Here is a 13,631-nt window from a genome sequence, read left to right as displayed (position 1 = left end):
TGAATACTCAAGATGGTTATTTCATCAGATCCAGCAATACCTTTTCATACTGATTTAAAATAATATTCTTGGAAAATCTGGATTTTATAGAATTTTTAATGGCTTCATTTTCATGATTTTCATGAAGAATTTTCATAATCTTTTGCGAAAAATCTTCATAATTTTCAATATTGGCAATTTCTCCATTGGTATCATCCTGAATGATTTCGGTAATTCCTCCGGGGCAATTATTGGCTAAAGAATACGTTCCGCAAGCTCCGGCTTCGAGTAACACATTCGGAAAGCCTTCATATCGTGATGAAAGAATAAACAAGTCTGCATATTTTAAAAACTGATAAGGATTTTCCTGTCTTCCGTGAAAGATCACATTTTTTAAGCCTAAAAAATCTTTCATTTGATGCAAAATTTCACGATCCTGTCCGTCACCCAAAATATGAAGCAGGATATTTTCGTTTTTAAGCCTTGAGAAAACTTTCAGTAAGTTATCAAAACCTTTTCTTGCCGATAAATTTCCGATCGCGACAACATTTTTATAGCCGTATTTAAAACTTTCCGGTTTATGGGAAATTTTAATTTTTTCATCAATGAAATCAAAATCTACAGGATTGTTTATTTTAACGAGTTTCGAAGGTTTAATCTTGAAATTTAGCATCAGATCATGCTTCATATCATCACTTTGCGCAATGATTGTATCATAATTGTTATAGAAGTTGTAGAAAAATTTAATTTCCTTTCTGGTAACGTGCTGAGAAACAACATTGGTTTCTCTTGCAATAAATTTTGTCTTGGGAAAAACTTTGATGAATAAAGACAGATAAGCGTTTACTTCTCCAAATCCGGAAAATACAATATCCGGCTTTCTGCGGTAAATTTCCCTGAGAATAGGTTTTAAGGAATATCTGATTCTTTCCGTATTAACATCAATGATTTCAACGTCATCTTTCAAAATACTGAGATAACCTCCCTGTTTGCGCAGAAGCAATATCTTAGGCTCAAAACGATCCCGTGAGAGATGATTTGCAATGGTGGTAATAATTCTTTCCGCGCCTCCGGTTTCCAGATCCGGCAGAATAAATATGACAGAAATCTTTTTCATCACTGTAAAATTAGTAAAAAGTTTTCTTAACCTTCAAACCAAACCTATAGAGTTTATTTAATCTTTTTTATAAATAAAAATATACTTATTGGAAAACGCAAAGACGCAAGATCTTTATTAGTCTTAAACTTTTAAGGCGTAAGAAAATCAAAGATTTCCAATAAGAATTGATGCCTAATTTTATCGTAGATAAAATATCTTTGCGCCTTAAGACAAGGCCGTATTTAATGAATATTTTGCGTCTTTGCGACGATTATAGCTATTAAGTTTAAACATTCTGATTAATAATTTCAGTATGAAATTAAACTCTATTTAATTTTTTCATTTGTTCAGTTTGTCATTCCGTAGGAATCTCAACATAAAATTTTCTAGTACTACATTTAGATTCCTACGGAATGACAAACTTTACGAATACCACTTAAATGAGTACTTTTTATTAAAATAAAAAAGAAACTCCTCGTGGGAAGAGCTTCTTTTTTATTTTTTTCCCTGAAGAAACCAGTCTATAAATACCCCAAAAAGAAGTAAAAGGAAATAGCATCCTATCAAGAAAATTATAATATACAAAAGATATTTTAATACATCTTTCATTTAGTTGGCAACATCGCTAATGAATTTTATTCTCAACATTCTCACCTCTTCATCCGAAAGCTCATCTCCGAATTCATCTAAAAGAACTTTCATGCTGTCGCTTTCAGACTCATTCATGAATTCCATGAAACCGTCAACAATATCTTCATCAAAATTATCTTCAATATAATAATCGATATTCAGTTTGGTTCCCTGATAAACAATACGCTCCATTTCCTTGAGCAATTCATCCATCGAAAGATTTTTAGCTCTTGCAATGTCTTCAAGATCAATCTTTTTATCGGTACTCTGAATGATGAAAACTTTGTGACTGGATTTGTTTGCCACCTGCTTAAGAACCATGTCCTGAGTTCGCTCGATATTGTTGTCTTCTACATATTTACTAATGAAATCTGCGAATTCTTTACCGTATTTCTTGGCTTTTCCTTCTCCGACTCCGTAGATTTTGGTAATTTCTTCCACCGTAATGGGATACTGAACCGTCATATCTTCCAAACTCGGATCCATGAATACCGTGTATGGCGGAATTCCGTGTTTTTTGGCAACTTTTTTTCTTAACTCTTTAAGCTGGTTGAATAAATTCTGATCCAGACCGCCTCCGGACTGCATCTGAACCTGATCGCTTTCTGCTTTTGTCTGCGTTAAATCAAACTCTCTGTCTTCTGCAATTAAGAAAGAATGTTCCAGTTTGCCATCAAGAACCAGTCTTCCCTTTTCAGCAATTTTTAAAACACCGTAGGTTTCAATATCTTTCTGTAAAAAATTCTGAACCGTTGCCTGTCTTAAAATCGTTTTCCAGTGGTTATCTTTTTCTTCTTTTCCAAAACCGAAATAAGAAGTCTGTTCCAGTTTATAAGACTTGGTAACCGCAGTTTCTTTTCCTGCGATGACCGAGATCAGATCTTTGGCTTTAAATTTTTCTCCGGTATCATTAATAAGCTCCAGAACTTTTTTAAGATCGTCTGTTGCATCTTTTAATTTGGGCGGATTCGATGAATTATCGCACATTTTTGCTCCGTCACCATTGATCGGATCAAAATTTTCTCCAAAATAATATAGAATATACTGTCTTCTGCTCATCGAAGTTTCGGCGTATCCTACCACTTCATTGAGAAGCTGTAATCCGATTTCTCTTTCAGAAACAGGCTTCTGAGCAAGGAATTTCTCCAGTTTTTCAATATCTTTAGGATCGTAGAACGCGAGACAATGACCTTCTCCTCCGTCACGACCTGCACGACCGGTTTCCTGATAATAGCTTTCCAGAGATTTTGGGAAATCGTAATGAATTACAAAACGCACATCCGGCTTATCGATTCCCATTCCGAAGGCAATGGTTGCCACAATTACATCCACTTCCTCCATCAGAAATTTATCCTGATTGGCTACCCTTATTTTCTGATCGAGACCTGCATGATAAGGCAGTGCATTTACACCATTTACCTGCAGAAGCTGTGCAAATTCTTCAACTTTTCTTCGGCTCAGACAGTAAACAATTCCGGATTTCCCTTTATTCTGACTGATGAACTTTACGATTTCCTTGTCTACATTTACCTTAGGCTGTACTTCATAATAGAGATTCGGTCTGTTGAAGCTTTCTTTAAAAACCAGAGCATTCGTCATTCCCAAAGTTTTCTGGATATCATCCTGAACTTTTGGTGTAGCCGTTGCGGTAAGTGCAATTACCGGTACATCGGCAATTTTATCGATAATGGATTTCAGATTTCGGTATTCCGGTCTGAAATCGTGCCCCCATTCCGAAATACAGTGTGCCTCATCAATCGCAAAGAAAGAGATCTTCACTTCTTTCAGAAAATCCAAATATTCTTCCTTAATTAATGATTCCGGGGCAACATATAAAAGTTTGGTTTTACCACTTTTAATATCGTCGAAAACCTGTTTGGTCTGCGTTTTGTTTAATGATGAATTTAAAACGTGTGCTACTCCATCGTCAGATGAAAGCCCGTTCACGGCATCTACCTGGTTTTTCATCAACGCTATAAGCGGAGAAACCACAATTGCCGTACCTTCCGAAATAAGAGCCGGAAGCTGATAACATAAGGATTTCCCTCCTCCTGTAGGCATCAGAACAAATATATCCTTCCCGTTCAAAAGGTTTTCTATAATCTGCTCCTGCTGTCCCTTGAAAGTAGAAAACCCGAAATATTTTTTCAATTCGCCTGATAAATTGGCTTTTTTTGCGCTCATCTAATTTTCTATTGCTAAATTTGCATCTAACCCAAAGATATGAATTTTTCGCTTAAAATAAAAGCGAACGAATTTATAAAAAATAAAATTTATATTAAATATCCTTTTAAAAATATAACGTTTTTTAAGAGATTTTTTGTATACGCTGTAAAAGTAAAAATGGAAAGAGCCGACATTATTTCAATCGCAAAAAGTACGTTAGAAATAGAAATTTCAGAATTAGAAAAACTTAAATCCAGACTCAATGAAGATTTTGCGAAAGCCGTAGAAATTATTCATTCTGCCAAGGGAAAGCTTATCGTGGTGGGAATCGGGAAATCGGCGCATGTTGGAAATAAGATTGTTGCCACCCTGAATTCCACAGGAACCCCTTCTCAGTTTTTACACGCTTCGGAAGCCATCCACGGAGATTTGGGCGTTATCCAGAAGCAGGATGTTGTGTTGTGTATTTCAAATTCCGGAAATTCACCGGAGATCGTGAATCTGGTTCCTTATCTGAAAGACTATTCTTCTGCATTAATAGGAATGACTGGAAATAAATCCAGCAAACTTGCTGAATTTTCCGAAATTATTTTAGATACATATGTAGAAAAGGAAGCGTGTCCGAATAAACTTGCGCCTACCAGTTCAACCACTCTGCAAATGGCTTTGGGAGATGCTTTGGCGATTGCTTTAATGGAAATGAATGATTTTAAGGCAAATGATTTTGCTAAATTTCATCCGGGAGGTAGTCTGGGTAAAAATTTAATTTCAAAAGTAGATGATTTCCTATCATCCCAAAAACCTCAGGTTACTGAAAATGATACAGTAAAAGATGTCATCATCTCAATCAGCGGTTCCCGACACGGAATTACGGTGGTAACGAATAATGAGGAAATTATTGGGGTGATTACCGATGGTGATTTGAGAAGAATGCTTTTAAAAGGTGATGATATTGCGAAAGTTCTGGCTAAAGATATCATGTCTGCACATCCGAAGACCATCGAAAGAAGCGCTCTGGCTAAGGAAGCCATGAAAATTTTAAAGGATAATAATATCGGACAGCTTGTGGTAACGGAAAACGGAAAATATTTCGGGATTATCGATCTGCACAAATTGCTGGATGAAGGAATTAATTAATCAGAATGTATACGTGAAAAAAATTATTTTTTTTCATAATAAACACGCATCTGCATTTTAAAAAAATGAAACATCTCTTTTTACTGAAACTTTTTTCCTAAATTTGAAATCTTAAAAAAATATTATCCTGTGAGTGATGCTAAAGACATGTCTTTTTGGGGACATATTGGTGAACTAAGAGGTCATCTCATCCGTTCAATTCTCGCTATTATAATTGCTGCAGTTATTATCGGTTTCAATATCAACTGGATTATGGATCACGTTTTCTTTGGTCCTACCCGAAATGATTTTGCCACCTTTGAGATTGTGAATCATTTTTCCAAAATGATTTTGGGCGAAGACAGCATTCACCTTCCGAAAGATTTTCCGGTTCGTGCAAGCAAGCTTTACCAGCAGTTTAATGTGATGATGGCAGTTTCCATTTTTGGAGGAATTGTTTTGGCTTTTCCTTATATTGTGTGGGAACTTTGGAGATTCATAAGTCCCGCTCTTCATCCGAATGAAAGAAAAAATTCAATCTTTATCATCAATTCGGTTTGGATTTTATTCATGACGGGCGTTTTATGCGGATATTATTTAATCCTTCCTTTTGCCGTTAATTTTGGGGTTATTTTCAAAATTTCCGATATTATCATTCCGCTTTACGATTTAAGTGATTATACAACTCTGTTTTTACAGGTAGTTTTAGGAATGGGGGTAATTTTCCTTTTTCCGGTACTTATTTATTTCCTTACCACCATCGGAATTCTTACACCAACCTTTATGAAAACATACCGTCGTCATGCGATTGTTTTAATCATGGTTGTTGCAGCAATTATCACTCCGGCAGACGTTTTAAGTATGTTGATGGCTGCATTCCCACTGCTTTTACTGTATGAATTCAGTATCATCATGTGTTCGTATACCTATAAGAAAGTTCAGAAGGCGGCAGCAAATTTACCTGCAGTTCAGAAATAATTTTTATCCATTCAAAATATAGTCCCGTAGATTTTCTGCGGGATTTCTCTTTTTAAGGAGCTTTATCGCGCTTTCCGCACTCGCTATTTCTTTGGATTCGGCGCGGCTCCGCCGCGCCGAATCCAAAGAAATGAGCTCAGACAATTGCTGCAATCGCGGCTAGGGTTTTTGTGTGGAAAAGAATTGTTTCTGAAAATATTGATAATAAGTCTTTTGCGGATTGTGTTTTTTTAACCACCCCGTCAAAAATTCTGAAGAATTTTTGACACCCCTCCAAAGGAGGGGAATTTTACTTGGGAAACCATTGATTACGAAATGATAACGACAAAGAATGTAACAAATTTTTACTTCTTTCGTCTAATTAAAAAGATCGTAATAATTTAGATAAGCTGAATTTTACGTCTATTAAATTTCTATTTTAGCGATTATAATTTAATTCAGATGAAAAAACTTTCATATACGCTTTTGTTTGCGGCAAGTCTTTCTTTCGGACAGTTTTTCGAAAAAGATAAGGTTTTTACGAAACAGGATACCTTAAAAGGTTCCAATACACAATTCCGAAACTTTTGGGACGTCAAAAAATATGACCTTTCCGTAGAGCCGGATTTTGCCACGAAAAGTATTAAAGGAAACAACAAGATCAGTTTTGAGATCATTAAAGACGTTACAAACCCTACGTTTCAGATTGATCTGCAGCAGCCAATGAAAGCGGACAAAGTGGAAGCCAGCTTTCCGGTTGCAGAATATAAACAGGACGGCGATTTTATTTGGATCAAAACCAATAAAAGCTTTAAAAAAGGTGAAAAATATACTATTGACGTCACCTATTCCGGAAATCCAACCATTGCAAAACGAGCACCTTGGGATGGAGGCTGGGTTTTCACAAAAGATGAAAATGGAAATCCGTGGATGAGCGTTGCCGATGAAGGAATCGGAGCTTCCATCTGGCTTCCTACCAAAGATATCTGGGACGATGAACCTGACAATGGAGTTGTGATGAAAATTATTACTCCCAAAGATTTAGTGGGGGTTGGAAACGGAAGATTAATCAGCAAAAAAGCAGAAGGTGATAAAATGGCTTACACATGGGAAGTTAAAAATCCGATTAACGCCTACTCTATCATTCCGAATATTGGAAAATATGTGAACTTCAAAGATACTTTCAACGGAGAAAAAGGGAAACTGGATCTGGATTACTGGGTAATCGATTATAATTTAGACAAAGCAAAAAAACAGTTTCAGCAGGTAAAACCCATGCTTTTAGCCTTTGAATACTGGTTTGGACCCTATCCTTTCTATGAAGATTCTTACAAGCTTGTAGATTCCCCTTATTTGGGAATGGAGCACCAAAGTAACGTTGCGTACGGAAATGCTTACCAAAACGGTTATCTGGGGCAGGATCTTTCCGGAACGGGAGTTGGATTAAACTGGGATTACATCATTGTTCACGAGAGCGGACACGAGTGGTTTGCGAATAATATCACAGCAAAAGATCAGGCAGATATGTGGGTACACGAAGGTTTCACGATGTACTCCGAAGTCTTGTTCACCGAAAAATATATGGACAAAAAATCTGCGGATATTTATGCACAGGGAATCCGCAATGGTATTCAGAATGATGTTCCGATTATCGGAAAATACGGCGTAAGAAATGAAGGAAGCGGCGATATGTACCCAAAAGGAGCAAGTATGCTTCACACAATTCGTCAGATCATCAATAACGATGCGAAATTCAGAGAAATTTTAAGAGGAATCAATAAAGATTTTTATCATCAGACGGTTACCACCGAACAGATCGAAAATTACATTTCAAAGAAATCCGGAATCGATTTTTCGAGTGTTTTCAATCAATATCTGAGAACCACAAAAATTCCGACACTGGAATATTCTCAGAAAGGCGAAGAACTGAAATTCCGCTACACAAACGTTGTAAAGAATTTAAAACTTCCTATTATTATTGACGGAATAACCATAAATCCAACCGAACAGTGGCAGACTGTAAAACTAAAAAAAGGAACTCCGGTACAGTTTAACGAAAATTATTATATCGATTATAAAAAGGTACAGTAAAATCTTAATAATACAGGCAAAATCGTTCTTCGGTTTTGCTTTTTTGTTTCATTTATTCAGGAATTAGTATTAAATTAATTACTCTCTGTAAATTTTAACAAAAATTTAAAACTTTTAAAGTAACAAAATCAATTTTTCATCAACTACTTAGATATAATTTGAACTCAATGAAAAAAATAGCACTAAGTTTAGGATTACTGGCTGCGTTTTTTGTAAATGCACAGTCTATAAAAACTACGATAGATCTGGTAAATGTAAAAGACGATAAGGTTGCCGTAACGATGGAATTTCCAAAAATGAAATCTGGTGACGTGAAGTTTCATTTTCCTAAAACGGTTCCGGGAACTTATTCTGTAGACGATTACGGAAGATTCGTGGAAGGAATTAAATTTTTAGATAACAAAGGAAAAGAGATTGCTTTCACAAAAGTAAATGACAACACTTACGCTCTGAAAAACGCTCAGAATTTAAGCAAAGTAACTTATCTTGTGAATGACAGTTTTGATGAAGAAATGGACGATTCCAAACACAAAGCAGTATTTTCACCTTCAGGAACAGATATCGAAACCGGAAAAGTTTATCTGATCAATACCCACGGATTTGTAGGATATATTGATAATATGCAGGACGTTCCTTATCAGTTAATTATCCAGAAACCAACAGATTTCTACGGAACAACTGCTTTGGTAGATCAGGATAAATCTGAATCTACAGATACCTATACTTTAGCCAATTACGCAAAAGTGACCGATTCTCCATTAATGTACACAAAACCGGATTATGTGACGTTCAATGCGGGAGGAATGGATCTTGTATTGGGCGTTTATTCTCCGACAGGAAAATACAAAGCCGCTGATTTCAAAGAAAATCTTGAGAAAACGGTGATTGCACAGAAGAAATTCTTAGGTGATATGAACACCAACAAAAAATATGCGATCATGCTTTATCTTTCAGGGATGGAAGAACCGCATATCAAAGGTTTCGGAGCTTTGGAACACCACGAATCCACAAGTGTTGTCCTGCCTGAAATGATGCCAAAAGATGCGATTGATAAAACCATTACAGACGTTGTTTCTCACGAGTTTTTCCATACGGTAAATCCTCTGAAAACGCATTCGGAAGAAATTCATTATTTCGATTATGCAGATCCGAAAATGTCTCAGCATTTATGGATGTATGAAGGCGGAACGGAGTATTTTGCAAATTTATTCCAGATTCAGGAAGGTCTGATCACAAAAGATGAATTCCTTCAGAGAATGAGCGAAAAAATCGCCAACTCCAAGAACTATAATGATACCATGCCTTTTACGGTAATGAGTAAAAATGTTCTTAAAGACGAATACAAAGACCAATACAGAAACGTTTACGAAAAAGGAGCGCTTCTTGCGATGTGTCTGGATATCGAACTGAGAAAGCTGTCCAACGGAGAAATGGGCTATCGTGACATGATCAGAAAACTGTCTCAGCGATTTGGAGAAAACAAACCGTTTAAAGACGATAAACTGATTGACGAACTGGTAACGGTTACAGGGTATCCTCAGGTAAAAGACTTTTACAATAAATACATCGCAGGAGATCAGCCGACGCCTTATGCACAATATCTGAGTCTTGTTGGTGTAGAAGCAAAAAAACAGGAAACTCCGCCAATTTTCTGGTTCATTAAAGATCCTCAACAGACCGGTTTTGATGATAAGGACAATGCATTTGTATTCGACGAAAGTTCTGCTCTGTCTCCTTTTTCAAAAAGCATCGGATTTAAAATCACTGATAAAATCGTTGCTCTCGACGGAAAAACCATCAATGTTCAGAATATCCAGTCTTTTGTAGAATATGCCAAATCTGTGAAGGAAGGACAAAATGTAACGGTAACCGTTTTAAGAAAGAATGGTGACAAAACAGAGAAAATCGATCTTAAAGGAAAAGCAATTCTTGATAAAATGACGATCGAAACGCTTCAGTTTAAATCTAATCCAACAGCCGCTGAACAAAAATTACAGGATCAGTGGTTAACCGGAAAAAAATAAATGCAGCTAAGATTAAAATTAGGACTTAGTAATCAAGCGGGGAATTTTCTCCGCTTTTTTTATGCATAGGACATTTATTAACCTCAGATAAAAAATGCTCAAATAAATTGACGTTAGAATTATCTCTGTTTAATACCTTGAAGACTTTATCAATTAATTGAGCTGATTTTTTGTTTTTACAAAAGCTAGCAACAGTAGCTAAATATTCATATTTTTTACTGTCTTTTTCAGCCATTAATTCCAAAAACGGTAAAAATTCTTCAGAAGGAAATTTTTGAATCGCAAAATAAGAATCTGATCCATAGCTTTTAATCAGTTCAATATCATTCTCATTTTTAAATTCTGCAACATAACTTAAAAGATATTTAGCATTATTTTCAACAGCAACTTTTTTAGCTTTCTCGTAATAGATTTTGTTTTTAGGTATTCTATGCGTTATATCTTCTATTAATGGGATATTTAATGGTTCAGCACTAAAAATATAATCTGTTAAATAATTAGTTATTTTATAATCATTTTCTGTAATTGCATCAAAAAAAATACCTTGTATTAAATAAGTATCATATTCAGACAATTTTAAAGTATCCTTCAAGTGAACAGTTTCCTTGAAAAGTTTAATTTTATCTATATTTTTTCTTTTATAAATTTCTGTTAAAGCTTCATCTTTAACTTTTGGTGTAAATTCATTTTTATAAATGTATACAAGTTCATTATCATTTACTTCCAACCGAAACTTTTGTCTCAGCTTTTGAAGCAGATCAATTTGCTTAATATCCTCTTCTGAAAAATGGTCATAGGGAAGTTTCTCAAAAATACTATTCATGCTGTCAGTAAGAATTGAAATTTCCTTTCTGATTTGTGAATCGAAACTATTAAATGTTAAAATCAATAATATAACAATTATTCTTTTCATTATTCTTTCTTAATCGTAATCCTAAAAGTCGTTCCCTTTCCTATTTCCGTCTGAGAAATTTTAATATCTCCGTTGTGATACTCCTGAATCACTCTTTTTGCAAGAGACAATCCCAGTCCCCAACCTCGTTTTTTGGTGGAATAACCAGGTTTAAAAGCATTTCTTGCCTGTTGTTTCGTCATTCCGCTTCCCGTATCCTGAACTTCAACAACAATATTTTTGTTTCTTTCCAGAACCGACATAGAAATAGAGCCCTCTCCTTTCATCGCATCCACTGCATTTTTTACCAGATTTTCAATCACCCAGCTCATCAGGATTTTATTATGGGGAACCAAAATCGTGTAATTGGGAAGGTGAAGTCCGAAATTGATCTTTCTTGAAATTCTTGTTTTCAGATAATCGTAATTTTCCTGAATGGTCGCGTTGAAATCTTTATCATTCAGTTCCGGAACAGAACCGATCTTAGAAAACCTCTCCGAAATAGTTCTTAATCTTTCGATATCTTTTTCAATTTCATGAACGCCTTCGGAATCCGGAGTATCCAGCTTCATAATTTCCATCCAGCCGATCATCGAAGATAATGGAGTTCCGATCTGGTGTGCCGTTTCTTTAGCCAGACCTGCCCAAAGATAGCTTTCGTCCGTTTTTTTAATTGTCCGTAAAAACCAGAATGAAAAAAGAAAATAACACAGAATGAAAAACCCTAAAATATAAGGAGAATACCGAAGATTATTCAGCAGTTCGGAATTATCATAGTATACAAACTGATTGTTTGCATTGGGAACTTTTATTTCGATCGGCGGATAATTTTTAGCCATTTTGTTAGCCAAGGTAACAATTTCAGCAGAATTATTTTCAATATCCTGCGGAATATTTTTATGCTCGATAATCTGTCCGTCCTTATCGAGAATAATCACCGGAATCGTGGTATTAGAACTGTAAATCTGCAGCAGCAATGCCTGAATTTCCAGACTCGGAACCTTCACTTCCTGCTGAAATTTCAGCGCAGTTACTAAAATATCTACCCTTTTTACTTCTTCTTTTCGGAGGAAATTAAAAAGGATCGTAGAAGCAATAACAATCGTTAAGACAACAATCGTCATCAGCGTAAAAATAATCCAGTTGTTAAGTCTTGCAAATATGGATTTCTTCAAGGCAAATTTATTTTAAAACATTCAGGATTTTCTGCAGTTCTGTACTTCCGCTCCCTTCATAATTGTTGATGATAATGGAGAAAACATATTTTTTTCCGTCTTTTGAGGTGTGATATCCTGCATAAGATTTGGTATCGCTCATCGTTCCGCTTTTCATTTTCATGCCGTCATGCGTTGGAAAACCATCATAATAAGATTCAAACCAAGGCTGTTTTCTGGCGTACAGCAAAGCCTGAACTTCTGCTTTTGCCGCAACATAATTTTGCGGAGAAAGTCCGCTTCCGTCGGCAAAATTAATCATATTCGGATTGATTCCCTTTGATTTCCAGAATTCTTTTAAATAAGCCACTCCGCTTTTAAAACTTGGATCGCCTTTTTTCTCTTTTCCTAACGTTTTTATTAAAGTTTCACCATAAAAATTGATACTTTTTCTCAGAAACCAGTAAATAATTTTATCCAAAGTCGGCGATTCATAGGTAAGAATAATATTATTTTTCGGAGCCTGCAATGCTTTTTTTCCTTCAATTTCCAGTTGGGAATTGGTAACCACTTTCCCCGAAAAATCAATTCCCGAATCTTTCAGCCATTGTTTCACTTCCGCTCCAAGCTGCAAAGGCGGATTGGGAACCGAACCGGAAACCGTAACCGTTTTGGCGGGTAAAGTTCCGTTAATCAGTGCAACATCAGAATGCGGCGCTGTAAAAATCAGACTCTGATCTGAATTTCCGCCCACTTTAAGATCATTCAGCCAGTTAACTCCTTCAAGCGGATAAGAGAAGCTTTTGAATTCATTTCCGTTGATATTGATATCGAACTGATTTTCGCGCCAGTTGATCCCCCAAACTCCTGCTCCGTAATAATTTCCAAGATCATTCCATGGCCATCCTCCCGGAATCGTCTGATGATCAAAGTAAGAATCGTCGATCACAAGATCTCCTGAAATTTTTTTAATCCCGGACTTTTTTACAGCATCGATTAATTTCTGCTTAAAAACTTCGGGTTTATAAGCTTCATATCTCCAGCTTCCCAATGTGGGATCTCCGGTTGAACTGATGAAAAGATTTCCGTTCAGGTTTCCACCAGAAATATTTCCGGAATATGATGAAGTAGTCTTATAGGTGTAGTTCTTTCCTAAAGCCTCCAAAGCTGCTCCGGCAGTAAATATTTTCTGCGTAGAAGCTGTGGAAAGTCCTTTATTTCCCTGATATTCGTAAATAAAATTTCCGTTTTCATCGGAAACATAAAATGATAAGTTAGATGAAATTGCCCCTGAAGAATTCATCAGGTTTTTGGTTGCCTCATCCAGTTTCTGAGTAATATTTTGGGCAAAAATAATCTGCGTGGATAATGTAAGAACAGCCAATGTTTTTTTCATTGCGTTTTTTTATAAACTTTTTATTGTCTTTTTAGAAATGAAGAATCTGCTTTATTTTTTCAGCATGTTTTTAAGTCTGTCTAAACTTTTATTTAACCGCAAAAGTCACAAAAGAAGAACTAAACTT

Annotated in this window: 9 protein-coding genes; 4 read left to right on the top strand and 5 right to left on the bottom strand. The window is 35.7% G+C overall.

Annotated elements, in window-relative coordinates; genetic code table 11:
• Positions 1-16: 16 nt before the first annotated feature.
• Together H6W52_RS11880 and recQ are read right to left on the bottom strand one after the other, a co-directional pair.
• Complete coding sequence (locus tag H6W52_RS11880; protein ID WP_116098541.1) at positions 17-1,096, bottom strand: glycosyltransferase; 1,080 nt, start codon at positions 1,094-1,096, stop codon at positions 17-19.
• A 591-nt stretch (positions 1,097-1,687) separates the two neighbouring features.
• Positions 1,688-3,892 carry a DNA helicase RecQ gene (recQ, locus tag H6W52_RS11875; protein ID WP_116098542.1) on the bottom strand — a complete coding sequence of 735 codons (2,205 nt, stop codon included), beginning with the start codon at positions 3,890-3,892 and terminating at the stop codon, positions 1,688-1,690.
• Between the two features lie 159 nt (positions 3,893-4,051).
• Here recQ and H6W52_RS11870 point away from each other — a divergent pair, with 159 nt between their 5' ends.
• The 4 genes from H6W52_RS11870 (at position 4,052) to H6W52_RS11855 (ending at position 10,062) form a co-directional block, all read left to right on the top strand.
• Positions 4,052-5,011: an SIS domain-containing protein gene (locus tag H6W52_RS11870; protein WP_116098579.1), complete on the top strand. Its 960-nt coding sequence runs from the start codon at positions 4,052-4,054 to the stop codon at positions 5,009-5,011.
• Between the two features lie 129 nt (positions 5,012-5,140).
• Complete coding sequence (gene tatC / locus H6W52_RS11865; RefSeq protein ID WP_185144415.1) at positions 5,141-5,968, top strand: twin-arginine translocase subunit TatC; 828 nt, start codon at positions 5,141-5,143, stop codon at positions 5,966-5,968.
• A 441-nt stretch (positions 5,969-6,409) separates the two neighbouring features.
• Entirely contained in the window at positions 6,410-8,038 is a 1,629-nt protein-coding gene (locus H6W52_RS11860; protein WP_116098543.1) for a M1 family metallopeptidase, read from the top strand.
• A 167-nt stretch (positions 8,039-8,205) separates the two neighbouring features.
• Complete coding sequence (locus tag H6W52_RS11855; protein WP_087710516.1) at positions 8,206-10,062, top strand: PDZ domain-containing protein; 1,857 nt, start codon at positions 8,206-8,208, stop codon at positions 10,060-10,062.
• Between the two features lie 25 nt (positions 10,063-10,087).
• On the opposite strand, the gene H6W52_RS11850 is transcribed toward H6W52_RS11855, so the two are convergent.
• Genes H6W52_RS11850 through dacB form a run of 3 tightly spaced genes read right to left on the bottom strand, consistent with a single transcriptional unit; the run spans position 10,088 to position 13,504 of the window.
• Complete coding sequence (locus H6W52_RS11850) at positions 10,088-10,975, bottom strand: hypothetical protein (protein WP_116098544.1); 888 nt, start codon at positions 10,973-10,975, stop codon at positions 10,088-10,090.
• Positions 10,975-12,129, bottom strand: coding sequence for a sensor histidine kinase (locus H6W52_RS11845; protein ID WP_228457570.1), 1,155 nt, complete (start codon positions 12,127-12,129; stop codon positions 10,975-10,977). Before H6W52_RS11845 ends, H6W52_RS11850 begins: the two co-directional genes overlap by 1 nt.
• A gap of 7 nt (positions 12,130-12,136) precedes the next feature.
• Positions 12,137-13,504, bottom strand: a complete 1,368-nt coding sequence (gene dacB, locus H6W52_RS11840; protein ID WP_116098546.1) for a D-alanyl-D-alanine carboxypeptidase/D-alanyl-D-alanine-endopeptidase — start codon at positions 13,502-13,504, stop codon at positions 12,137-12,139.
• Positions 13,505-13,631: the final 127 nt, after the last annotated feature.

This window comes from Chryseobacterium sp. C2(2020) (assembly GCF_014218915.1).
GTDB classification, from domain to species: Bacteria; Bacteroidota; Bacteroidia; order Flavobacteriales; family Weeksellaceae; genus Chryseobacterium; species Chryseobacterium mucoviscidosis.
The sequence above is the reverse complement of the archived record's forward strand: the minus strand, read 5'-3'. Positions and strand labels throughout refer to the sequence as shown.